Annotated in this window: 20 protein-coding genes; 2 read left to right on the top strand and 18 right to left on the bottom strand. The window is 60.5% G+C overall.

Going from position 1 to position 24581, the window contains the following annotated elements; genetic code table 11:
- Positions 1-833 precede the first annotated feature (833 nt).
- Positions 834-1280, top strand: coding sequence for a PaaI family thioesterase (locus M1E17_RS10390; RefSeq protein WP_457967165.1), 447 nt, complete (start codon positions 834-836; stop codon positions 1278-1280).
- A gap of 125 nt (positions 1281-1405) precedes the next feature.
- Here M1E17_RS10390 and M1E17_RS10385 read toward each other — a convergent pair whose 3' ends face one another.
- From M1E17_RS10385 to M1E17_RS10300, 18 genes are all read right to left on the bottom strand, one after another.
- On the bottom strand, positions 1406-2758 hold the full coding sequence (locus tag M1E17_RS10385) for a cytochrome b/b6 domain-containing protein (RefSeq protein ID WP_457967163.1): 1353 nt from the start codon (positions 2756-2758) through the stop codon (positions 1406-1408).
- A gap of 151 nt (positions 2759-2909) precedes the next feature.
- On the bottom strand, positions 2910-3899 hold the full coding sequence (locus tag M1E17_RS10380; RefSeq protein ID WP_457967161.1) for an electron transfer flavoprotein subunit alpha/FixB family protein: 990 nt from the start codon (positions 3897-3899) through the stop codon (positions 2910-2912).
- A gap of 53 nt (positions 3900-3952) precedes the next feature.
- Positions 3953-4726 carry an electron transfer flavoprotein subunit beta/FixA family protein gene (locus M1E17_RS10375; RefSeq protein WP_457967159.1) on the bottom strand — a complete coding sequence of 258 codons (774 nt, stop codon included), beginning with the start codon at positions 4724-4726 and terminating at the stop codon, positions 3953-3955.
- A gap of 165 nt (positions 4727-4891) precedes the next feature.
- Positions 4892-5644 (bottom strand): enoyl-CoA hydratase/isomerase family protein, encoded by a 753-nt coding sequence (locus M1E17_RS10370; RefSeq protein ID WP_457967157.1) that lies wholly within the window; start codon positions 5642-5644, stop codon positions 4892-4894.
- The gene (locus M1E17_RS10365; protein WP_457967692.1) at positions 5644-6819 is read right to left on the bottom strand and encodes a thiolase family protein; all 1176 of its coding nucleotides are present in this window, start codon (positions 6817-6819) and stop codon (positions 5644-5646) included. Before M1E17_RS10365 ends, M1E17_RS10370 begins: the two co-directional genes overlap by 1 nt.
- A gap of 120 nt (positions 6820-6939) precedes the next feature.
- Positions 6940-7620 carry a nitroreductase gene (locus M1E17_RS10360; protein ID WP_457967155.1) on the bottom strand — a complete coding sequence of 227 codons (681 nt, stop codon included), beginning with the start codon at positions 7618-7620 and terminating at the stop codon, positions 6940-6942.
- 225 nt (positions 7621-7845) lie between these two features.
- The gene (locus tag M1E17_RS10355; RefSeq protein WP_457967153.1) at positions 7846-9048 is read right to left on the bottom strand and encodes a CaiB/BaiF CoA transferase family protein; all 1203 of its coding nucleotides are present in this window, start codon (positions 9046-9048) and stop codon (positions 7846-7848) included.
- A 63-nt stretch (positions 9049-9111) separates the two neighbouring features.
- Positions 9112-9909: an enoyl-CoA hydratase/isomerase family protein gene (locus M1E17_RS10350; RefSeq protein ID WP_457967152.1), complete on the bottom strand. Its 798-nt coding sequence runs from the start codon at positions 9907-9909 to the stop codon at positions 9112-9114.
- A 136-nt stretch (positions 9910-10045) separates the two neighbouring features.
- Positions 10046-11191 (bottom strand): acyl-CoA dehydrogenase family protein, encoded by a 1146-nt coding sequence (locus M1E17_RS10345; RefSeq protein WP_457967150.1) that lies wholly within the window; start codon positions 11189-11191, stop codon positions 10046-10048.
- Complete coding sequence (locus M1E17_RS10340; RefSeq protein WP_457967148.1) at positions 11188-12258, bottom strand: acyl-CoA dehydrogenase family protein; 1071 nt, start codon at positions 12256-12258, stop codon at positions 11188-11190. The genes M1E17_RS10345 and M1E17_RS10340 overlap by 4 nt, the downstream gene beginning before the upstream one ends.
- On the bottom strand, positions 12251-13036 hold the full coding sequence (locus tag M1E17_RS10335; protein ID WP_457967146.1) for a TetR/AcrR family transcriptional regulator: 786 nt from the start codon (positions 13034-13036) through the stop codon (positions 12251-12253). The genes M1E17_RS10340 and M1E17_RS10335 overlap by 8 nt, the downstream gene beginning before the upstream one ends.
- Positions 13037-13349: 313 nt before the next feature.
- Positions 13350-15494 (bottom strand): 3-hydroxyacyl-CoA dehydrogenase NAD-binding domain-containing protein, encoded by a 2145-nt coding sequence (locus M1E17_RS10330; protein WP_457967144.1) that lies wholly within the window; start codon positions 15492-15494, stop codon positions 13350-13352.
- A gap of 537 nt (positions 15495-16031) precedes the next feature.
- On the bottom strand, positions 16032-17771 hold the full coding sequence (gene leuA / locus M1E17_RS10325) for a 2-isopropylmalate synthase (protein ID WP_457967142.1): 1740 nt from the start codon (positions 17769-17771) through the stop codon (positions 16032-16034).
- A gap of 436 nt (positions 17772-18207) precedes the next feature.
- Entirely contained in the window at positions 18208-18708 is a 501-nt protein-coding gene (locus M1E17_RS10320) for an FAD-binding oxidoreductase (protein WP_457967141.1), read from the bottom strand.
- A gap of 180 nt (positions 18709-18888) precedes the next feature.
- A complete protein-coding gene (locus M1E17_RS10315) occupies positions 18889-20610 on the bottom strand; it encodes a CocE/NonD family hydrolase (RefSeq protein ID WP_457967140.1) in 1722 nt (573 codons plus the stop codon).
- A 231-nt stretch (positions 20611-20841) separates the two neighbouring features.
- The gene (locus M1E17_RS10310; protein WP_457967138.1) at positions 20842-21273 is read right to left on the bottom strand and encodes a hypothetical protein; all 432 of its coding nucleotides are present in this window, start codon (positions 21271-21273) and stop codon (positions 20842-20844) included.
- 344 nt (positions 21274-21617) lie between these two features.
- Positions 21618-22112 carry a MaoC/PaaZ C-terminal domain-containing protein gene (locus M1E17_RS10305; RefSeq protein ID WP_457967136.1) on the bottom strand — a complete coding sequence of 165 codons (495 nt, stop codon included), beginning with the start codon at positions 22110-22112 and terminating at the stop codon, positions 21618-21620.
- 23 nt (positions 22113-22135) lie between these two features.
- Positions 22136-22978, bottom strand: a complete 843-nt coding sequence (locus M1E17_RS10300; RefSeq protein ID WP_457967134.1) for a citryl-CoA lyase — start codon at positions 22976-22978, stop codon at positions 22136-22138.
- A gap of 718 nt (positions 22979-23696) precedes the next feature.
- Here M1E17_RS10300 and M1E17_RS10295 point away from each other — a divergent pair.
- Positions 23697-24476, top strand: a complete 780-nt coding sequence (locus M1E17_RS10295; RefSeq protein WP_457967132.1) for an SDR family NAD(P)-dependent oxidoreductase — start codon at positions 23697-23699, stop codon at positions 24474-24476.
- Positions 24477-24581: the final 105 nt, after the last annotated feature.

The following is a 24581-nucleotide window of genomic DNA, read 5'->3' as shown; positions in this document are numbered from 1 at the left end:
GTTCGAAAGCTGTCTGTCCGATGACTACTACCATCCATGAAGCGACCCCGTCAGCCACGTCCCGGCATAGCTCCTCTTGAGGGTATCTTCACCATGGTTAGGCTGGATTCCGACAGTTGCCGGGTGGCGTTAACGACGTAGGCGGCCGGCCTACTCGCCCAGGTGCCAACTGTTCTCCACCTGTAGGCTCTTGATGCCCGCCATTCAACGCCAAGTCCGACCTTAACCTGGAAAAATGGACTCTTGCTTAGCGGATACTGCGATATCTTCGTCGTATGGCTCCTTCAACTCCGAGCATCGACAAGTCCTCGCCAGGGGCCGCCCCTAACCCTGCAGCATCCCACGGTTCCGGAGTGCCCACCTCGGGACGCGTCGAGCGGCTTATGCGAACCCGACTGCGCGGCGCCGGAGACGGCACAGTACCGGAATGCACCGGAACGATGATCACTGGAGTCTGGTGCCTGGACCGCGAAGGTCGACCCACAGCATTGACAGCCGCTTCCTTGTTGGACCAAACTCTCGCTACGTCTCTCCGCGCTGCTGCCCCGGAGCTTACTTGGATGGTCACGACGGAGCTGCAACTGAACTTCCTGGTGCCCCCACCTATTGACGGCGACGTGCTGGAGGCCTGGACCAGAAGCAGCTTCGTTGATCAAAGGGGAGGCGTGTCTCTTGGCACCCTACGTGGACCGGACGGAACGGAACACGTACACGCCGTTGGCTGGTTCCAAGCGGTGGGGCCGTCCCCAGCCGGGGCACTCGACCACTTCCACAGTATGGGCGCGTTACCATTAGGGCCCGAGTCCAACGTCTCTTTGGACAGGTTGCTAGGCATGCGCAGTCAGGCGTGGAGCGCTGCAGACGAGAAGCCAGCGAATGACGAGGGCTTCCTCAGGGGGCCTGATTTCCCGGTGATCCATGAGTTCATGAATCGCAACGGGACCGTTCACGGAGGGGCAATCACCATGATGGCGGGACTCGCTGCCAAGGCGGCCATTCCGACGCCTGAGAATTTCGATCTCCAGTCCTTGCGGATGGTGTTTCTTCGTCCGTCCACAGGACCAATTGCTACGCGGGCACGAATCCGACATGCGGGCCGCTCCCTGTACATCGTGGATTTGGAACTGTTCAGCAGCCGTACAACTCCAGGAAGCACGACATCACGTGCATCAGACACTGACATGCGGGAGGACCTTGACAAGGCCTTCGAAAGCAAGCCAATCGCGCAGGCCCACGCAATCTTCCGTCCGGCCGCTGAACGGCCCGGGGTCACGGCCTGACGGGCCACTAAGCGTCCGGATCTCGTTGAGCTCTACAAGTAGGGCACGGCGATTAACGGGCCACGAATGGAGATGGCCTTGGAGCGACACCTTATTGGGTATGTTTCATGCCCCGGGCGCCTCTTCTATTTGGTGACCTTGCCCATACGGCTTGCTATGGGCGTGGTAAACAGCGGTTTGATCAGGAACCAAGCCGCGGCGATGACCAGCAGGGAGATCAGGAAGATGACAAGGCCCCACCAGTCCACCACGTTCCGGGAGCCGTACATGTGGTTTAGGTTCTGTAAAGCTCCGGTGAAGAAGACCAGGAACACATGCACCACCGTAAACGCAACGAAGTAGAGCATCACCGGAAAGTGCAATGCCCGCGCCCATTCGACCGGGTATATCTTTGTGAGGCGCCTAGCGCGTTCGGGCCACCAAGTCGACATCCGGACGCCGGTCAGGACCGCCAAGGGGGCGGCGATGAACACAGTGAGGAAGTAGGCCATCACCTGCAGTGCGTTGTAGTGCACCCAGCCGTTTTCGGCAGGCCAGTCCAGCGACGCATACTGTACTGCTGCTGAGAGCATGTTTGGGAAGATGTCCCAACTCGTCGGTACGATCCGCGTCCAGTGCCCGCTGACAAGTAGTAGAGCGACGAAGATCATCCCGTTCGCCGCCCAGAGCACGTCCAGACTCTGGTGCAGCCATAGGGACAGTGATACCTTTTTCGGGCTATTGCCCTTCGGGGAGAAGAACGAGTCCTTCTTCGCCGTCCAGTAGCCGGGAGGCTTACGCTCCGTACGCACCTGGAGACCGGTGCGTACGATCAGCACGATGAAGAACATGTTGAAGAAGTGTTGCCAGCCCAGCCATGCCGGGATTCCGACCGGAGCGCCTTCCGGCTGCCACGCGTGCCCGCTGTAAGACATAACGAACTGCTGCACACCCTCAAGGGTGCGTAGCCAGCGCGCGCCAAACACCACCAGTAGGCCCAGAACCAAGAATACGGCGATAACCACTGCGGGCTTCCGCCATGCCGGGCCGGCCGTATGCGACTTACTTACCGGGCCGCCCCCGGCCGCCCCCTTTGCGCCGAGGAGACGAGTCGAAGAGGTCGCCTTGGCCGTCGGTGTGACCAAACCTGTCTGGGCGGCACCAGAACCACCCTCTACGGCAGAATTAGTCGATGGCCGCTCGACCTCCTGCTGTTCGGCCGCCTGCGCGGCGGCGCCCATCCGGCGCTTGCGTGCAGGAGCATGCTCAGCAGCTGACTTCGGTTGCTCGCGTTCCCGCGCCGCTGGTAAGTCCATGCCCTGAAGCTGCGTCTTGTCGATCATCGCCGTGACGTCATCGATGGTCGCCGGCGTCGTTATGGCCTTCTTTGCAACCGGCGGATCGCCCTGCTGCTGTTGCTGCAAATGCGTCTGTACTCGCTCCGCAGGCACGGGCTCGGCGCCGGTGCGCTCAGGGGCTAGCGGCGTGTATCCTGCCATGCGGCGCCGTTTCGGTGCCTGGCTGGGGTTTCGCTCGCTAGTCATAGATCTCGGTCCTTTACCTGGTATCAACTTCGGGTTCAAATGTGTGGAAGGCCTCAGTCGGACCACTGATCATGGTCCTGGGTGGGGAGCGGACTGCCAGGACGGGTCAGCTGCGTCGGTTGTTGATCTCTTCGATCAGCTGTGGGACCACAGTGAACACGTCACCGACGATGCCGAAATCGGCGACGTCGAAGATCGGAGCATCCTCGTCCTTATTGATAGCAACGATCGTTTTGGAAGTTTGCATCCCTGCCCGGTGCTGGATCGCCCCGGAGATTCCCAGCGCCACATAGAGTTGCGGGGTCACCGTCACGCCAGTCTGACCCACCTGGTAGGACTGCGGCACGTACCCGGCATCAACGGCAGCACGCGAGGCACCCACCGCGGCGCCCAACACGTCGGCAAGGTCCTCCACCACCCTAAACGCCTCCTTCGAACCAACGCCGCGTCCGCCAGCGACAACGGTCTTCGCCCCTCTCAACACGGGTCGGCCTGCTTTCGCCGCGGACTGGGTGGCCTCATCGATCCTGGCTCCGGTCGCCGTCGTGGTTGCTATGTGCGCGGTCGTGACCTCAGGGGATGCGACGGCCTCGGCCCAGCCCTCAATGGAGCCCGGACGCACTGTAACCACCATCAGGCCGCCTTCCACAGTCGACTCAGTTGTGAAGTCGCCACCGAACACTGAATGGCAAGCAATGATCTCCTGGCTCTCCTCGTCAAAGCGAACCGCGACCGCATCAGCGGCTACGGAACCGCCAGTCACGATTGCGAGTCTGCCTGCCACAGCGTTGGAATCGTTCGTCGCCGGTATCAACACCAGGCCGGCCCCGTACATATGTACCGCATCTGCCATGGCACCGACCTGCGCGGACCCCAATTCGGTGGCGGCGCTCTCAGATTCGGCCAGGTACACCTGGGCCGCGCCCAAGGTCCCCAAGTCAATGGCCAAGTCCCCGGACCGCCCTGGGGCAGTAACTGCCACTGCTACGGGCGTGCCGAGGTCGGCAGCCAGCCTGAGCAGGCCAGCCGCAGTGGACTTCGGCGATCCCTCGCGGGTCGTCTCGATCAGGACCAGAACGTTTCCGGTGTTTGCCATGGTGTTTTCCTTCAGCTTTTATAACTTCTGTGTCAAAAGGGGGTCGCCCGCGTTCAGATGAGGCGGTTCGCGGCCAGGAACTCGGCCAGCTGTGCTGCCGCGGCGCCGTCGTCGACAACCTTCGGTCCGGCCTGCTTGGCAGGGCGGGCCGATGCCGAGACCATCACCGATGCGACTTCCGGAGTGGCAGCGATCCCCAGATCAACGAGCGACCAACTCGCCAAGGGCTTCTTCTTCGCCGCCATAATCCCCTTGAAGTTTGGAAAGCGGGCATCCGCGGACTTCTCCGTGACCGATACCACTGCTGGCAAAGCCGATGACAAGCGCAAAGCGCCGCCGTCCACCTGGGCCCAACCTGACACGGCATCCGGGGCGATTACTACCTCATCCAAGCCTGGCAGTACCGGCCACCCCAGAATCTCGGCTATCATCGCTGGGACCATTCCGCCCCGTCCGTCCGTGGCCGCGTTGCCGGCGACGACCAGATCCACCCCTCCTAGCTTTGCGACGGCGGCAGCCAGCACCCGCGCTGTCTGCACCATGTCGGAACCCGCCAGGGACTCGTCCGAGACCAAAACGGCGGAATCCGCGCCCATGGACAACAGCTTCCGGAGGGTCTTACCCGCGTCCTCCGGCCCCATTGCGATCACCACAATTTCGGTATCTTTGCGCGAATCCTTGAGCTGAAGGGCATTCTCCAGAGCCCGTTCATTGATCTCGTCCGGCACGGGCTCGGACGCACCGCGGTCCAGCATTCCGGATTCCAAGTCGATCTTACGATCAGACCATGTGTCCGGAACCTGCTTCGCCAACACAACAATCTTCATGGAGAACCTTCCTCGGTGGGCTAACGCTTTCGCTTTTCCTATTCCAATTTACGGGGAATTAGCCACAAATACTAGTTGCTCGACAAGTATTTTCTTTGCGCTGACCCTATTTGCCGAGGGGGCGCGGCTTGGCGTTCAGAAAGAGTAAACGGCAGCCGCCACGAGTCAGCGACTAAGGAATGCAGGAATGAGGAATTGAGCCTCGTCCGTGGCCATGCGCTCACCGATGGTCACAGCCTCGCGTGCGCCTACCTCCCCGCGCGAAAGGCCGAGGCCCTGGCGCAGCAGCCTTCGGACATCGCCGAGCGCACCGGGCGCACCGGCCACCCAAGCTGCGACCACCTCTTGAGCGCGGGCCATTGGGTCGACAACGACTTCTGTAACAAGTCCCTGATTAAGCGCTTGACTGGTGTTCAATGGCCGCCCGGATAGGGCAAAGGCCAGTGCGCGGTGTAGCCCCATGGCCCGGGGCAAGCTGACGGAGGTGCCACAGTCGGGAGTCAGGCCGATGGAGGGGTAGGCAAACACAAAACTTGTACCTTCCGCTGCGATGATGACGTCGGCGGCCAGCATGATGCCAAGCCCACCACCTGCAACGGCTCCGTGGACGGCCGCCACCACGGGCTTCTGCAGAGATTCGAGGGCCTGCACAGCCCCATCAACGGTGGCCGCCAGCTCAGTCAGGAATTGACCTTGGTCTGAGGACTCAGCGAACGCAGAAATGTCTCCACCGGCACAGAACCGCCTGCCGTTACCGGTCAGCAAGACCGCCTTAACCGCGTCGTCCTCCGCAACGCGGTTAACCGCCTCTCCGAGCGCCACGGCTAAGGGCATATTTATCGTGTTGGCTGCCTCCGGGCGGTTGAGCTGCAGGTGTCCGACGCCGCCCGCAGTAGTTAGAGTTACCGGCTTTGGCATCAGATCCTCCGGAAGAGTGCTGCCAGTGCTTGTCCTCCGCCGATGCACATGGTGACAATTCCGAGTTCAAGATCCCGGCGCGCCATGTCCTTGGCAAGACGTAGCGTCAGGATCGCCCCGGTAGCACCGACTGGATGGCCAAGGGCAATAGCTCCGCCGTAGGGATTGACCTGGGCCGGATCGAGGTCGGCGTCCCGAATGACAGCGACAGCCTGCGAGGCGAAGGCCTCGTTCAGTTCAATCGAACCGATATCCTTTGGGGTCGTGCCGGTCTTCTCGAACAAGGACCTCAGAGCCAGCGTGGGTGCGTATCCCATGAGTTCCGGTTCCATGGCGGCCGTGGCAACGGCCTCAAGACTAACCAAGCCCTTCAAGCCACGCTCGGCGGCCGCTGACTCGCGAGCCAGAACGACGGCGGCGGCGCCGTCGTTGATGCCCGATGCATTGCCGGCCGTAACGGTCCCACCAGTGGCAAAGGCCGGACGCAATCCCGCCAAGGTCTCCAGGCTTGTCTCCGGCTTGGGGTGCTCATCCTTCTCAGCTGTGAAAGGCTTTCGACCTGCGACATTAACTGGCGTTATTTCCTCAGCGAACGCTGCCTGAGCCTCGGGCGCAGCGGCGCGGCGTTGAGATTCGACAGCGAACTCGTCCTGTTCCAAGCGTGAAACATTGTATTTGCTGGCTACATTCTCGGCGGTAACCCCCATGTGGATGCCGTGGAAGGGGTCTGTGAGCATCATGAGAGTGCCGTCGCTAAGGGAACGGTCGCCAAGACGGTAGCCCTGGCGCGCGCCGAAGTCGTAGAACGGCATCCTCGTCATGGACTCGTTGCCGCCAGCCAGAGCGAAGTCAAGCTGGTTCCATTGCATTTCCATGGCTGCCGACCAGATGGCCTGCAAGCCCGAGCCGCACAGCCGGTTCACGTTGTAGGCGGGAACCCCTGTAGGCAGTCCTGCCGTCACCGCGACCCGCCGCGCGTTGTACGCGTCGGCCCCCACCTGGCCGATGCAACCCATGACGACTTCGTCGATGTCGTCGCCCGTAACATCGGCCCGTTCCAAGGCTGCTTTGCTGGCCGTCGCCCCCAGCACGTGGCCGGGCACATCCTTGAAGATGCCGCCGAAGCTGCCGGTGGGGGTGCGCGCACCGTCCAGGACGATGATTTTCTCCACGATTCGTTCTCCGTTGCTCTTAAAGTGAATTGCTAGTGTGACTAAGAAGGTGAAGACAAGGGTCACCCTGTCAGGATGGAAAAGTTCCTCTCCCAAGAAGGAGCAGGGACCAAGCTTTCGAGTTCAAACCCACTGCGTGAAACTGTCCACTGTTTCCCTCGGGGTAACGAGTGTGTTCACTGGCGCTGACTCATCGGCGTAGCCAAGGGACATACCGCAAACCAGCATTTCGTCCGCACCAGCACCTATGATCGGCATGATGGTCTTCGCATAGTAGTTCCATGCCGCCTGAGGGCAGGTGTGCAGCCCCCGCGCCCGGGCCATAAGCATGATGTTCTGCAGGAACATTCCGTAATCGATGAGTGATCCTCGCCCCATGACCCTATCGACCGTAAAGATCAGCCCCACGGGGGCATCAAAGAAGCGGTAATTACGCTGTAGCTGTGCATGCATCTTGTCCTTCTCTCCCCTGCCGATGCCGAGAAGGTCATACAAGCTCCAGCCATTCTGACGGCGCCGGTCGATATACGGTGAGACCCATTCTGCCGGGTAGTAGTCGACCTTCTCGCGGTGCTTTTCTGCCAGGCCGGGATCAGAGTAGACAGCGTCGTCCACCGCACAGACCTGGTCCACGAGGTTGTCCCGTTGATTGCCCTGTAGTACGTACACCTTCCACGGTTGGGTATTCGTGCCAGATGCGGCTTGACTAGCGACGCGAAGTATTTCCTGGATGTCGCTTCGGGCAACTGCCTTGTCCGGAAGGAACGCCCGGCATGAGAAGCGGCTCTCGATGGCGACTTCCACACTTGTCGGGTCCTGCACTTCGGCCGTGACGCGTGATGCTATCAACGCAATTCTCCTAGCACCGTCTAGATTTTCGGTATTTCTTCCTGAAGGCCTTTATTGGCGTTCAGGTGGAAGCGGCGAAACGGGCCGGTACCTCTGCGATAATCTGCGGAAGCCGACCCGCTGCTGCCACTTCATTTGTAGCTTTTCCAACATTTTTCATATCAGCGCCGTTTCCGGAGCTTAGATGGTGCCCGCCTTACGCAGTCCTGCGATCTGCTCGGCCGAGAGACCTATGAGTTCGCCCAGGACCTCGTCCGTGTGAAAGCCCAACTCGGGTGCTGGGCGCATCACAGGCGCTGGCGTCCGACTGAACCTTGGCTGCGGTGCCGGCATTTTCAGGGGACCGAGCCTTGGATTCTCGACGGTGGCGATGGTGCCCCGCGACTGGTACTGCGGGTCGGCAACGATATCCTCGATAGAGTAGATGAGGGAGTAGGCCAGGCCCTTGTCGTCCAGGATTTGGCACAGTTCCGGAACCGGCAGAGACTTGATCCACACCCCAACGAGTCGATTTATCTCCTCGATGTTGGCGATGCGATCCGTGTGCGTGGTGAACCGCTTATCACCGATCAACTCCGGTATTGCTTCGCACAGGCGGCGGAACATGCGGTCCGACGATACCGTCAGGACGATATGGCGCCCATCGATCGTTTCGAAGTGGTCCCCCGGCGCGGCCGCGAAATGGAGGTTCCCCGTGCGCTCCCGCGTGTGGCCAAACTTGTCGTACGCGGTCACCATTACGTCAGTGAATCGGAAGACCGTTTCAAACAGCGAAAGATCGATCTGCTGACCCTTCCCGCCGCTGACGTCCCTGTTGTAGAGGGCAACCATCGTCCCGAAGGCTGCAAGCACCGCTGTCTGATAATCAGCAATGGCAACACCGACCTTCACCGGAGCCCGGTCAGGGTATCCCGTCGCGTTCAACACCCCACCCAAGGCAAGGCCCATCCGGTCATAGCCCGCTCGGGGTGCGTAGGGGCCGGTTTGCCCATATCCGGAGACGCTGAGCATCACCAGCCCGGGGTTCACCTGCTCTAAATCTTTCCAGGCAAGGTTCCAGCGTTCCAAGGTTCCGGGTCGAAAATTCTCTACCAGGACATCGGCGCCCTTCACTAACTCCTTCAGGATCCGTTGCCCCTCGGGTTGACGTAAATCGAGCGTGATAGATTTCTTGTTGCGCCCCTCGACGTTCCACCACAAGCTCTCACCATCACCCAAGCTCGGGCCGATATGACGCAAAGTGTCTCCTTTGCCGGGTTGCTCGACCTTGATCACCTCAGCGCCGAAATCGGCCATCAGAGTTGCAGCGACAGGCCCGGCGACCATGGTGCCCACATCGATCACTCGTATACCTGACAACGGCCCTTTGTCATTCAGTTCCATAGATCTCATTCCTCAAATCATCAATACGCACGTGAGGGGGCACGGTCTGGGAAGTACCACCGGCTATTTACCCTGGAAATGTGGGGTGCGTTTTTCCCGGAAGGCCGCCAGGCCCTCGACACGGTCGGCAGAGTGGCTATAGAGGTTAACCAACGCCCGTTCGTAACGCAGTCCGATGTTTGCCGGCTGATCCAGTGAGTCATTCAGGGCCTGCTTCATTCTTGCCAACCCCAACGGGCTCTTACCGGCAAGCTTGCTGGCCAGCGCCGACACCGCGTCGTTGAGGCCCTCGTCTGGGATCACTTGGCTCACCAGCCCCATCGCCAGCCAGTCGCGGGCCGCCGGCATATCGCCCGTGAACATCAAATACTTAGCATTGTTGAGGCCAATCTTCCGCGGCAAACGCACCGTGGCGCCCGCCCCAGGGAACATCGCGTAATTCGAATGAGCGTCCCCGAGGACCGCCGACTCCGCCGCGATAACGACATCGCAAGCCAACACCAATTCCAGACCACCAGCGATAGCAATACCGTTAATCGCCGCGATCACAGGTTTAGTGCACTCCTCGATCAAATTCGTGAGTTCACCAATTTTTTTTACAAATCGGGCACCGCTTTCGGGACTGCGCTTTGCACTGTCCTTCAAATCTGCGCCCGCGCAGAAAGCCCTACCGGTACCAGTGAGGACAATGACCCGCACCTCCGGATCTTCCTCGGCGTCCCCTATGACCCTGGTCAGATCATCCACCAGCGACGCGGTAAGCGCATTCAACGCCTGCGGCCGGTTAAGCCTGAGCCACAGGACGTGCCCGCTCTGCTGCAGTTGAAGTTCGTCCGTCTCCGTTGACAGCTCTATTGACATTCGTTTTGCCCTTCTCAAATTAGCTACGTTGTGTCATGCTCGGGCATTCCATTGACGCCCGCCTTGGGTAGTTGTTGGCCTACCGACATCAAGTCCGTGTGAGGGTGAAACCCTTTTCTTCCTCGCAGGCCACCTCTCATCGCAGTCCCAAACCCTTCGCGACGATGCCACGCAGCACCTCTTTGGTTCCGCCGCGGATCGTGGAGGAAGGCGCGTTCAAGACCACGTGGGCCAGGGCAGCCCGATACGCGTCGGAGGCGTTGGGATCGGGCTCAGCTTGCAGCGCGAGCCGCAAGATCTCGGGAATTTCCTGTTCGAAGCAGGTGCCCAGGTCTTTTACCAGCGCGGCGTGCAGTGCGGCATCCTGACCATCAGCGATCATCGTAGCCACACTGCGCGACATCCGCCGCAGCGTGGTGAGGTGGGCAACCAGGCGCCCGAGGGCCCTGGCTCCCACAGCAGACGGTTGACTCTTCAAGACGCGGACGAATTCTTCCAACACACCGAGATGAGACAGAAAGCGCTCCGGCCCGCTACGTTCGAACGCCAGCTCACTCGTAACCTGTTTCCATCCTTCACCTTCGACCCCGATGAGCGCCTCGTCGGGGAGAAAAGCATCTTGCAGGTGCACTTCATTGAAGTCGTGCACTCCGGCGATGTTGACGATCGGCTGACACACGATTCCGGGCGTCTTCATATCGACCAGGAACTGGCTAAGGCCCGCGTGGCGCTCCTGGCCTGCCGGCGAGGTGCGGCAGAGCAGGATCATGTAGTGGCTGCGGTGCGCATTCGTGGTCCAGATTTTCGCGCCGTTTACAAGCCAGCCTCCGTCCACTTTCGTGGCGCGGGTACGAACCGATGCCAAGTCCGACCCGGAGTCCGGCTCGCTCATTCCAATACAGAAGTAGGACTTGCCAGCGGCGATGCGGGGCAGGATTTCTTCGCGTTGGCTCTCACTGCCGAACCGGAGCAGCAGTTGGCCGCTCTGCCGGTCGGCTACAGAGTGTGCAGTGATGGGAGCCCGGGCGGCGAGCAGTTCCTCCATAACCACATAGCGTTCAACGAGGCCGTAGCCGCCACCGCCATAGCGCTGGGGAAAGCCCATGCCGATCCATCCGCGCGCGCCCAGCGCTTCGCTAAACTCAGGATCGTAGCCACCAAAAACGCTGGCTGCATGTGGGTCGCCCCGCCAATCAAAATCGTCGAGGAACTCGCGTACCTCTGCCCGCAGCCGCTCGCCGACCTCGGACTGCCGAGGGCGCGGAAAGGACAGGTTGCTCATCGCGTCGCTCCTATTTCGAGGCCAATGCCCGTCGGCGCCAGCGTGCGCCAGAGGGTTTTCTCAGATTCGTTGGCCAGGATGCGTTCCCCAAGGACGTCGGCCCAAAACGCTTCGTTGCCGTATTCGTCGCGCCAGGACCAGAGCCGCTTCGTGAAGCGATGCAATTCGTGTTCCTCAGTGAAGCCGATCGCGCCGAATACCTGGTGAGCGATCGCGGAGGCTTGTCCGGCCGCTTCACCGGTGCGGATCTTCGCACTTACCGCGGCAACGTTGTGCGTGAGGGACGCGTTCTCACCAGCGAGCCAGCCGTCAATCGCCTCACCGCCGGCTTCGGTCGCTGCGCGCGCGGCTGCTGCCTGCGTCGCAAGTACGGCAATGTTCTGCTGGACCGCCTGAAACTTGCCAATCGGCCGGCCGAATTGGACCCGCATATTTGCGTAATCCACGGTTAAAGCCAAGGCACGTTCGATGGCACCCGCCATCAGAGCACTGCGCATGACTGCAGCGATCGCCAGCAGCGAATTGGACTCAAACGGCACAGGCGCCACGGCAAGCGGGACGACGCCTTCGAGCGTCATGTCGTCGCGCGGCTCCCCTGCGAGGTTTTGACCGGGCGTAATCGAGACGCCGGATGCATGGCGGGCAACAACGATCAGCTGGGCCGCTGGGCCCTCACTCATGAACGCGACGTGCGTGCATGCGCTGCCCCAAGGCACACGAACGAGAGGGCCGTCGACGTGCCACTCGTCGCCAGATCGGCTGAGCCGAACCGGTTCCAAGGGCGGAGAAAAGGCGATTGTCGGCAACTCTGCGTCTTCAATGCCCGCAAGGTCTAGGAGCCAATGCCCAATCATGGCTTCGGCCATCGGCACAGCAGCGGCGTGCTTGCCAGCGATCCCCAAGAGCTCGCAGGCAATCGCCCAGCTCACGCCGACGCCGCCATTGCTCTCAGGCACCAAAGCCTTGTCAAAACCGACGCTTCGCAGAACCTCCCATAAGTCAGGGGGTCCATCGGCGAAAATGCTCGCCGCCGTTTGATGGAGCATCTCTCGAGTGTCATCATCCATCGTTTGCTCCTTCCTTCCGTTCGCGATCGGTGGGTGCCGCGAATGTATGTTCGACTAATTGCACGACCTGATCCCTGATTCCACGTATGTCTGCCGCCGATCCTTGTATGAGACGCTGGGATGCAAGGCCACGAAGGGCGCCCACGACGAACTCCGCCCCGATCGCTGGATCGATGTCGCCACGCACCTCGCCCTGGGCAATTCCTATGCGCAGGTTGTCCTCCAGCCACGCAAACATCTCACGGTTATATACAGCGACAACTTCGGCCGTCTCCGAGTTCTCGAGAAGGGACTCCGCCAGCAGTAGTAGGAGCGTGCGGGTGTTCGTCCACTTCGGGTCGCTTCGGCCCAGGTAGACGCGGACATAGCCGAGTACGGCCTGCAGGCCAGCGGGGGGCGTTGGCGCAGCTTGCATCTCCTGGGCGAACGACCGATTGATGTGCAGAGTCAGGGCGCGCAACAGCGCACCCTTGCTGCCGAAGTGATGAGCAGCCTGTCCCCGGCTGTAGCCTGCCGTCTGGCCGACTTCGGCCAGGGTCATTCCCACCCAACCTTTGCGCGAAAGCAGGGTCCGCGCGGCGGCAAGAAGCCGGGTCTCGGCTTCCTCCCGCCGCTCCTGCTGCGTGCGACGCCTCGGCGCCGACGTCTGCTCTTCCCTGCCTGCTGGACGGTTACTCCCCCGGGCGGCGGCTGGTCGCTGCAGCTCGGTCTTGTTAGGAACAGCCTCATTGTGTGAAAGCCATCCGGCCGCTTCGTCGACTGCTTGCCCTTTGTCCACGTCTAACTCCTTTGAACGCTCTTGTAGCCTAACAACTTACTGGTCAGCAATCAAGAACTTGTTTGTCGGTTATCAATCAAAGGTGAATCTAGCAGCTCGCTGGCGGTATGCGGGCACGTTAGGGCCGCACCTGATCCGGTCGACACATTGCGGAACTGAAGCGTCCGGCCAGAAGGGTACAGCTTCCCCATCCCGACGATCCAACACGTGCTGGCCGCAGCGAATTCAAATTTCGCTGTTGGCAACGCGCCCCAAATAGAGGCATTTGTGAGTCGAGGACGTCTCATACCCCAAGGCCAAGAATCGCCCTGCGTTAGGGCCTTCGGCTATCCAAGTGAAAGGGCTTGCCGTTGACTCTCTCGGAGGCACCCGTTCGGTCCAAGTATGGGGTGATGCCGCCCAGATGCAGCGGCCAGCCAGCGCCGGCCATCATGCACAAGTCCACGTCCTCCGCGGAAGCCACCACTCCCTCGTCAAGCAGCAGCCCGATCTCTTCTGCCAAGGCGTCCTGGATTCGTTCGAGCAGTTGCTCCGAGGTGGTCGGGCAGTGAGCGAATTCCAGGAGGCCCATCGTGGCCTGTGGGATGCGCGGGCTGCCATCGTGTTCAGGAGCCCAGAGCGACGTTATGCCGTGGTCGATAAGTTTTTGTAGATTGGTAGAGATGGGGAATCTATCGCCGAAGGCGTGATGGAGAGATTCAATGACGTGTTGCGCGACTGGAAGCCCGATCATGGCCAACAACGTGAATGGGGTCATTGGCAGGCCCATGGGCTTGAGTGCCCCGTCCGCGATCTCAGGAGGAGTCCCTTCGTCAAAGGCCTTTAGAACCTCCGCCACCGAACGCAGCAGCACGCGGTTGACAACGAAGGCCGGCGCATCACGGACGAGGACCGTAGTCTTCTTCAGCGCCCTGCCGAGGACAAACGCTGCGGCCAGGACTTCGTCGCTGGTCTTGGAGGTCCAAACGATCTCCAGCAAGGGCATAGCGGCCACCGGATTAAAAAAGTGAAATCCGATAACGCGTTCCGGGTACAGTAGGTCTGCGGCCATCTCCGTCACCAGTAACGAGGACGTGTTGGTGGCAATAATGCACTTTTCCGAAACGACGGACTCAACTTCTGCGAGGACCTGCTTCTTGACGGAGAGTTCTTCGAAGACCGCCTCGATCACGAAGTCAGCGTCGGCAAAGGCGGTCGTGGACACCGAGCCGCTAATAAGGGTTTTAAGGTGATCGGCGTCGTCCAGGGAGATGCGTTTCCGGGTAGACAGTTTGTCGATCTGGGCGTGGACGTGACCTACTCCTTTATCGACGCGGCCTTGGTCGATGTCCGTCATCACAACGGGCACCTGCAGTTGTCGGGCAAACAGCAGGGCTAGCTGGCCGGCCATCAGGCCCGCGCCGACAACTCCGACCTTGTTGATCGGGCGGGCCAGCGCGGGATCGGGTGCGCCTGACGGGTTCTTGGCCCTACGCTGTAGAAGTTCAAGAAACGCGTACACGGAATCCTTGAACTGCGGTGTCAAGATCAGTTCGCCGAGTGCGTCGACTTCCAACTCTGCGGATTGTGCCTGGTCTAGACTCCTGCCCAGTTCGAGCAGGTCCAGCAGACGAGCAGGGGCAGGTGCAGCATTGGACGTCTTGGACTTAACGATGGCCCGACCCGCAGCCACGGCCGCGTCCCACTCTTCCTGAGAGGAGCCGGCAATCGAGGCCCGCCGTTGATAAAGTTCTTCCCGGTGTGCAGTATCGGTGATAATCCGGTCCGCCCAGGCCAGGGACTGACTCAGGAAATCGGGACTGTCGAATATAGTGTCTGCAATACCAAGCTCATTGGCTGACCTGCCGTCAAGAACCTTGTTGTTGGCCAGCGGGTTCTCGATCATCACCTTCACCGCATTAGCGGGCCCGATGAGCCGAGGAAGTCGGTACACTCCGCCCCAGCCGGGCACCAGGCCGAGGTAGGCCTCGGGCAGGGAGATCCCTGTCGCGTCCGTTGAGATTGTACGGTAGCGGGCTGCCAACGCGACTTCCAACCCGCCGCCTATGGCCGCACCATTGATGAAGGCGAAGGTTGGAACGTCCATAGCTGCGAGTGCGCCAAACACCTGGTGACCCAGGCGCGCAACAGCTCGGGACGACTCCAGGTCCTTCAGGCCTTTCAGAGCCTTTAGGTCTGCGCCGGCCACGAAAAACCGGTTCTGGCCGGTGATGCCAACCCCAGCCACGTGTCCGGATTCGACTCCCTTCGCGACTTCCACAAGCATCTCTTGGAGTCCCAGCAGCGACTCAGGGCTAAAGGTGGCAGGTTTGCCCTCACCGCCCGTAAGCGTGATCAATGCGAAGGTGCCTGCTCCAGGCAGTTGGACTTCTGTCAGTTGTGCATAGGAAGAGAGGCCGCGAACGGCGTGTGCCTCAGGATCACCGGATTGAGTTACTGAGCGAGTCGGGTTTGTCATAGGTCATTCCTTAATCGAGGGATTCAGTAGCGGCGGTCCGAAACTGTCAGATCGGGCCCTCTACAAAATGGCATTGTGAGGCCATCAGAAAACTTGGTGGGATGACCCGGGCCATCCACGCTGAAGGCTTGGCCCCAGGGTCATATAATACTTGGTTGACAACTATGACTTTCCGCTGCAGTCTTTGGTCTTATGGCCCAAGTCCAAGTCCCGAGGCTGGCGGCGGAACTCGCTCAAGTAAACATCGAGGCCAGACCGATGAAGCCCCTGAAGTCAGTCATGCTGCAACGTGACGGGGACACCCTGGATCCCGAACATCCGGACTATGGAGCAAGTAGGCACACGGCCGCCGAGCCCTGGACGAGAATCGCACCCAGAGTTCGATCCAGACCCGGCGACGATCCACGTCATCAGGCACGCGAGTCACAAGCTGCAGGCGTTCCAGCTCAGGCGCAGCGAAGCTTGAGGATTCCGGACACAGCTGGAGGGGCGTCCAGCCGTGTCCGGAACAGCGCGGCCGTCAACGGACTGCCTGCATCATGCCTGGGCGTCCCGAATGGCTCGGTTCACCGCGGAGATCACAGCCTTGAGCGCGGCCGTGCTCGTGTTGGCGTCGATGCCGACGCCCCACAGCAAGCGCTCCCCCACGGCACATTCAACGTATGCTGCAGCCATCGCGTTGCCGCCCTCGGAGAGTGCGTGCTCGCTGTAGTCCAACACGCGGACGTCCACGCCATCCTCCCGAAGGATGCTCAGCAGGGCAGCGATAGGGCCGTTGCCGGTGCCGGTGCGCTGAACCTGCACGCCGTCCACAGTGAGTGAGGCGTGAAGCGTCATGCCGCCGTCGTCATCTGTTTCCGTCTTGACCGCGCCCAGCGAGTAGCGGCCCCACTGCCCGTCAGCCTCGCCGGAGGGCAGGTATTCGTCCTGGAAGATCTGCCAGAGCTGCGCGCCGCTGATCTCCCCGCCAACCGTGTCCGTGCGGCGCTGGATAACCGCGGAGAATTCGATCTGGGCCCGGCGGGGCAGGTCTACGCTGTGCTCGTTCTTGAGCAGGTACGCTACGCCGCCCTTGCCGGACTGGGAGTTTACCCGGATGACGGCTTCGTAGCTGCGGCCCAGGTCCTTGGGGTCGATGGGCAGGTAAGGCACCTGCCAGGTGAAGTCGGCTACGTCCTTGCCGGCAGCGGCCGCGTCCCGCTCCAGTGCCTCGAAGCCCTTCTTGATGGCGTCCTGGTGCGAGCCGGAGAACGCCGTGAATACCAGGTCGCCACCGTAGGGGGAACGCTCCGGGACGGGCAGCTGGTTGCAGTACTCCACCGTACGGCGGACCTCGTCAATATTGGAGAAGTCAATCATGGGATCGATGCCCTGGACGAAAAGGTTCAGGCCCAGGGTCACCAGGTCAACGTTGCCGGTCCGCTCGCCGTTGCCGAACAGGCAGCCTTCAATCCGCTCAGCGCCGGCCATGTATCCCAGTTCCGCGGCGGCAACTCCCGTTCCGCGGTCGTTGTGCGGGTGCATGGACAGGATGATGCCCTCCCGAGGGTGCAGATGCCGGCTCATCCACTCGATCGAATCCGCGTACACGTTGGGCGTGGCCATTTCCACCGTGGCAGGCAGGTTAATGATGACCTGCCGGTCAGCGGAGGCTTCAAAAACATCGGCCACGGCATTGCACACCCGCGCCGCGTACTCCAGTTCCGTACCCGTAAAGGATTCCGGTGAGTACTCATAGATGACATGCGTGTCAACGAGCGTTTCCTCGTATTTTTTGCAGAGTCGCGCGCCTTGGAGGGCGATATCCAGAATCCCATCCTCGTCCTGGTTGAACACCACGCGGCGCTGCAACACCGAGGTAGCGTTGTAGAGGTGGACGATGGCCTGCTTGGCGCCCACCAGGGATTCGTAGGTCCGCTCAATCAGGTGTTCACGGGCCTGGGTCAGGACCTGGATGGTCACATCGTCCGGGATATGGTTGCCCTCGATGAGCTGCCGGACGAAATCGAAGTCGGTCTGAGAGGCGGAAGGGAACCCGAGCTCGATCTCCTTGTAGCCCATGCGGACCAGCAGGTCGAACATCTTCATCTTGCGCGCCGGGCTCATGGGATCGATCAGTGACTGGTTGCCGTCGCGCAGGTCCACCGCGCACCAGCGGGGCGCTTTGGCGATGATCTTGTCCGGCCAGGTGCGGTCTGGCAGTTCCACCTTAATCTGGTCCTGGAACGGCGTGTAGCGGTGGGCGGGCATTCCTGAGGGCTTTTGTGCGTTTTGCATTTCGTGGGGCCTTTTCTTGAGATCTTCATTGAAGGTGGCCGGGTAACACGAGCTCCGCGACGAGGGTGGGCCTTGCGCTAGATTGCGCCCGAGGCCTCGCCGCGGCAGCTAAGGTGAGGGAGTTCCGCGCGCACGATCTGAAGGTGGTACGAGTGCTCGGATGAAAAGGCAGTGCTGCTGTTGAGCCGGGCACCAAGGGCGTGTAGGTCATGGACGACCAAGCTGGTCATGGCGCTTCTGTCAGTTGACCTGTCTCGGGATCGGTTCCGCGGTCGTCCGCGTCGGGGAGCTGACTTCTTAGGGCCCGCGAGTTCAGATTGCCGACTCCAGCACGGGCGGTGTTTTGTCAGCTCTGCCAGCGGGTCGAAAAAGAGGGGCAAGCATGGGGTGTGGGGTTCGACTGCGGCCGGAAAGCTTGTTGCTAGCTCTAACTTCTTCACTGCACTTCACATCCTGGCGTGCACCCGCACGCGTCGTTCCCGAGAGAGCCGCCGATGGTGACGCGGTTCATTGACGAAGGGTCCGGCGCGAACGTGAGCCTCCCACCCCTGACCCTCTCGGTCTCAAGGGTGAGGTGGGAGAGGACCACGCCGGGGTCGACGTCGGCGGTTTTGGTTGCCTCATCGACGCTATTGATCCGGTTCATGTACCGGGAAAAGTCCAGAACAATGCCGGGGCCGATGGCGTTGCCGGCAATGGATGTCCCGCCACCCCGGCTCACCAGCGGTGTGCCGGTTTCCCGACATGCGGCTGCGGCAGCGACGACGTCCTGGACGCTTCGGGGGAAGACCACGGCAACAGGCGGAACCCTGTAGTTGGATGCATTATAGGAATACGCGGCAATGCGGTGGCCCGTTACTTCGGCAAGCACGCCCGCCGCTTCCAGCCGGGCAAGCACCGCTGCATGGCCCGGGGTGGAGAGGACATCTTGAGTCATAGCGTTATCAGGCTCCAGTTTCGGTCCCGGCGAAGCCAGGCACGCACGTCGGATATGCAATATTGAAAAAACCGTCCAGTGACAAGCCTGTCCAGTCAGAGAAGACCACGCACCGCCGAGTCCCCTGGAGCGTGTTCCGTCACCATGCTTGGAAGCTCGTTCCGTTCCCGGCGATGGGGCTCACGAAGGGATTACAGGCAGCTCGATGTAAGACGGGCGGGCGCCGTCGTGGTAAAGGCGCTGACGCGCTGTGGTGAATCCAGGCTGGCTCTGGTCCCCGGTGCTTAGGTTGCGATCCCAACGTGGGAAGCAGCTATTCGTAATCTGTACCCGCACGCGATGGCCAGCGACGAAGACGTTGCTCGTAGACCACAGATCAATCTCGATCTCGCGACTTTCATCGGCGCCTTGATGGATGCGAACGATTCCGTCAGTGAGGTTCATCGAGCGGCCGTCCGGGTCGACGTCGCACAGGCGCGCGACCCAGTCGGCCGAGGGCGCCGAGCTCTGGACATGCAGTCGAACCCGGATGCGGCCCGTTACCTCAAGGTCCTCCTTTAGTACGTCCGAAGTGAAGACGAGGACGTCCGGCCGCGCTTCGATACGCGCCTGGTCAACCGGACCCCGCACAATGGCGGGGAGGTTGAGGGGCCCGCCGTACGTGGGAACCGGATCCGAAGGGTCGTAGTCAAGCTCGGTCGGCACTGCGTCGCCAGCCGGCGCCGCTTTGCTAAGGCTCCCCCCGGCGTGCAGATTCCATTGCTCCATACGGGCGCGCTCCAAAGGCCAGGATTCCTCGTTGCGCCACTCGTTGCGGCCCATGACAAACAGTTGCACGGGCGACGCATCCCCGGCGGGGGCGTCATCGACAAGATGATGCCGCAAGAAAGCCAGTACCTCGTCGCTCCATGCACCATTCGGAAAGGCGTGCGCGTCCCGCATCGACATGACGCCGAACTCCTGTTCGCCGACTTCGTTCATGAAGTCGCTGTGCGACCATGGGCCGACGATCAAGCGCGTCTCGAGTCCGAGTGCCCGCATTGCCATGTAGTTGTCAAGAGTCCCCTGCTGGAGAGTGTCAAACCAGCCGGTGGTAAAAAAGCCCGGAACCTGAATCCGCTCGTGCCGCCCTGCGACGCGCATGTGTCGGGTCGCTTCGTCATCGTTAGCCTCCCCCAGTTCGACGAACCCTGGGATCTCGTGCCGGCGTACCACCGGCATCTCGGTGACCGGGAGGCCCCAGTACCCGTCCTCGGGCAACCTGTCGACCTCTGAGATGAGTGCACCGGCCCGCTCCGATGCCTCGTCACCCGTCAGACCAATGCGGGTCAACCAGTCGAAGCCCTGAACCAGGGGCCAGGCGATTCCAATGGCGAGCTCAACTGCACCTCCGCGGGCCACCAGGCCATCACGCGGCTCCGACCAGGTCATCAGTGGTGCAATTACTTTGAGCGCGGGCGGTTGTTCAAGCGCCGCCATCATTTGCGTGTTGCCGCAGTAGCTTCCGCCGACCAACCCCACGCGACCGCTTGAGCCCGCTAGATCGGCGGCCCAGGCGATAGTGTCGGCCCCGTCGCGGCCCTCGTTAAGGACGGGCGCCCACATTCCGTCTGACGCATTTCGGCCACGGACATCCTGGATGACTACAATGAAGCCACGCCGGGCCGCCTCGGTGGGCGATATGCCGTTCCACTCGTTCTCCCACATCGAGCCCTTTCCATAGGGCGTGCGGATCACCAACGTCGGCCATGGTCCCTCACCCACAGGCCGGTAAATGTCGGCCCGCAACACAACACCGTCGCGCATGCGCGCAGGCACATCGAACTCCGTGAGCACCGATGCGGCCACGACTTCACCAGATTTTGCCGCCTCGTTACTCAATCCAAGTTCAGTTGCACTCATGCCTTACTCCTATGCACATATGACAGTTTCCGCCGCTCTGCGGCCCATGCGCCACGCTATGACGACTGCTCCAGCGATGCTATTGGAATTGCACCAATCCCCTTACACAAACTCTGGTGAAAGTATTGGTGGTGGTTTGGCCTCCGCCCTTGTCGCGAAGACCGGGTGATACAGTCCAGCAACTTGAACCTCAGCTCAGTAGGCTCAGAACTGAAGCGGGGAAACACTGATTCATCGTTGATGTCCAGCGCGGACAGCCCTGTACCAAGGCTGCTTCCGGGTGTCCCCCGTGCTCTGGTGCCGCAGGCGATGGAACTCCTCTATTTCATCAAGGCGTAGGCACACCGACTCGATTGTCCGTTTCCCCGAAAGCACTTTGTTGGTGGTATCCACTTCCGCAATTTCATCTAGAATTGCCACCGTTGGGGGCAGGAGCCTAAGCCTTCCGGCAGCTTCGTCCAGGAGGATCTTTCGCACCGGCATCCATTGCGACGATGTTGCCTCCGTCGTGACATGCTTGGGCTCCAGATCGGGCGCTACAGCAGTGACAAAAAAGAACGTATCGAAACGTTTGGGAAAGCCCTCCGGTGTGATCCAGTTTGCCCACGGGACCAAGTCTTCCGGTTGGAGGACAACATCGCATTCTTCTGCCAGTTCACGCACGGCGGCAGACAGGAGGCAAGCGGACGTGTGCCGCGCCTTTGTTACATCGGCCCAAACGCTGGTCCGCCTCCAGGCCTTGGCGTGGTGCTCCAATAGTCTTCCGCTGACAGCCGCGTACGAGAAGTCACTGGCGTCGACTCGGCCCCCGGGGAACGCAACCACACCAGCAGCAAAATCCATAGTAAGTGCCCTGCATTGGACAAATACTTCTACTCCGTGCCGGGAATCCCGCATCAGAACCACGCTTACCGCAAGCCGTGGAACCGGCGGTTCCATTGTGCACGTCTCCCCATCTGCCGTAGTGCTCATTCAGTCCTTCCGGCCGAATTGTCCAACTCGCGTTGTCATGGTGTGTAGGCAGCAGACCGATACAGGAGAACGACCCAGAAGCCCTCCTGGCAAACTTCGCCTCGCTGATTGAGTATCTGGAGTTTGGTCTTCACGATGCCCCGGTCTGGTTTACTCGCAGAAGGCCGCAGCTCCACTACTTCTTCCCGTATTGCGATTGTGTCGCCGATGCGTACGGGAGCAATAAGTTTCCAGTCGTAAATGCCTAGAAATGCTATGGCCGAACGTTCCTTCCAGCCCAGTCCCATTTCCAGTCCAAAAGCTATGGCGAGAGTCCCCTGACCGTGGAAAACCCGTTCTCGAAACTGAGTACCACGGGCAAACTCTTCGTTGGTGTGGAGCGGATGCATATCCCCGGACCAGGTAGCGAAGGTGAGCAGATCCGTCTCTGTGATTGTTCGTCCTTGAGACGACCACGAATTTCCGATCCGGAGATCCTCAAGGAATCGAGTTGCTGAAGGAATCGGACGATTCTCTGATCTTGCACTCATCTTTCCTCCTTTTGCGTTACTGCCTAGGACCCGGAAGGGCTCCAGCCGGCCTGAAGTCTGTCGGCATCAAAGTCCCGATCAGTGGTCCCCTCATAAGATGCGGAGCCTCTCGGGACAATGCGGATTGGCTTGCCAGCGGAGAGTTCCTCAGACACGTGTGCTATCACCCCAGGCAGGGTCGAGAGCAGGGCAACCCCTGTCCCTTCTTCGGGTGTGAAGCCAAGCCCCAGCAGAATGGCGGCCATAGCACCAACGTCATTTATCGGAACATCAGACTTACCTGGAAGTTTTGTGAAGGCCTTATGAACTGCCTCGTATACCTCAGCCGTCTGACCCCACAAACCCTCTTGCCGGGCAATCGACCGGAGCCGTTCCGCGCGGGGATCGACAACCTTGAAAATAGGGTGCCCCAAGCCGGGGATGCGCTCCTTTGCCGCACGCATCCGGTTCACCTTTTCCTCGGCAAAAGCTTCGAGCGTGAGGCCGGATCTCAGAAACTCGTCATGGGTAGCCAGCATGAAACGTCCGCTGTCCTCAGTTGCCAGGGTGTGCTTTCCCACTGATAGGCAGGCAGCTGACATGCCGATAGCCATACTTGGATTTGCGGATACGGCAAACCGCGCAGCTACTGTCCCCGGCTTTTCGAGACCGTAATCCAGGACTCCGCTCAGGACCGCGTCCAGCACCCGCATCTCCTGTGGCGTGGGAACCCGACCACGAATCATGAGAAAGATGGCTGCCGTGAAGGGAATTTGCCCGATGAGGTCCTCCAGGTCATAGCCGCGAACATATACATTGGTATCAGTGACTTGACTGACAGAGGACGACCAATATGCTCCAGGCTGGTCCGCAGTATCCGTTGGCAATGTTTCTCCCGAACCGTAAAGTTTCTCAAAAGGGCCTGCGGGGCTGGGCAACTAGACGAGCCAAGCTCCAAAGTATGTCGGCCATGTCCTTGAACTTTAGAATCAACCGCATCATCCTGGCATTGGAGATTTTCTGAAGCCCTGACGTCCACGCGTAGAAATTACTGAGGCATCTGTGCAGATGCCCTACGGATCAGCCAGCGACCAAACGTCGCACTGCTTGGAGCCGGGTCCCCCAGCGTACGTCAGTTGGGGGACCCGGGGCTGGTACCGGCACAATTGATGCGCTTCCCGTTCTGTGGTCTGGGCGCCTTGATTGCCGGAATCTGTTGACGGTTTGTTAGCCTTCGCGATCGAAAGCTCAGTCCATAACGCGCTCTGTTGCGCCGTGCCATAGCTTGTATAACGGCTTGCCCCGAAGTCAGGACAGTTCCTCGTTTTGGATGCCCTCCTGGAAGGGAAGCGTCCTCCCTGCAACCGTAAAACGAGCAGACGAGTGCCGGCCCCGGAATAATTCCAACTGCAAGTACGCAACCCTGATCAAAGTACAACCGCGAGGCGTCGGGGCCAGCCCTCGTCCATCACCTGAGTGTCCAAAAGGGGACGGCACACCTTGCCGGGCCTGTAGCTCGACTCCTGTAGCTTCCACGACAACGTCGGCAAAAAGCCGTGAAGATGACAGTTCTACTCGGAAGCTCCCCACCGTAGTTTGTAGGGCATGGGAAGCAAAAGCGTAATTATCACCGGATCCGGATCCGGCATCGGCCGGGCCATTGCCCAGGCATTCGTCGAAGCAGACTACGAAGTCTATGCGAGTGACGTTTCAGAGGAACGTCTGGCGGAGACTCGGCAAGAGCTCGGCTCTCCGGGCTCACTCCACACCAGGGTCGTAGACGTTAGCGACTACCAGTCTGTGTCTGCTTTGGTGGACGAGGTTGTGGAGAAGACAGGCAAACTGGACGTTATGGTCAATAGCGCGGGAGTCTTCGACGGGTATGCCGACGTGCTCGAAACGACGCCCGAGTTGTGGGCCAAGATTATTGGCGTCAACCTAACAGGAACGTTCTATGGCTGCCGTGCAGCAGCACAGGTGATGACGAAGCAGAACTGCGGTCGCATCATTACAATCGGCTCCGTCGCCGGCCAAAGGGGTGCAGCGGACGGCATCTCATACGTCGCATCCAAGGCGGGTATAGAGGGGCTGAATCGTCGTCTCGCCATCGATGTTGCCCCGCACGGGATAACAGCCAACGTTGTCGCCCCGGGAGTCATCAAGACAAACCTTCGCGCCACTTCCGAGGAGATCCTGGGTGATCTCGTTTCAACGCAGCAGCGCGGCATCGGGGTGTCGCCCGAGATCATGGACTTCCTCATTCCGGCAAAGCGATCCGGCGAACCCTCCGAGGTGGCGAGCGTAGTGCTGTTCCTCGCGTCCGACGCTGCTGGTTATGTCAACGGGCAAACTATCCAGGTCGATGGCGGCTGGAACGCGACGTAGTTCTGTCCAAGATATGGCCTGCTAACAACAGATACCCCACCAACTCCCCCACTTGGGGCCAACATGAACCAACCGGACGCCAGGATGATCTTGGGCCCGCAGTGA

The organism is Arthrobacter sp. D1-29, from assembly GCF_054130585.1.
Note: the sequence above shows the minus strand (reverse complement) of the source record. Positions and strands in the feature narration are given on the sequence as shown.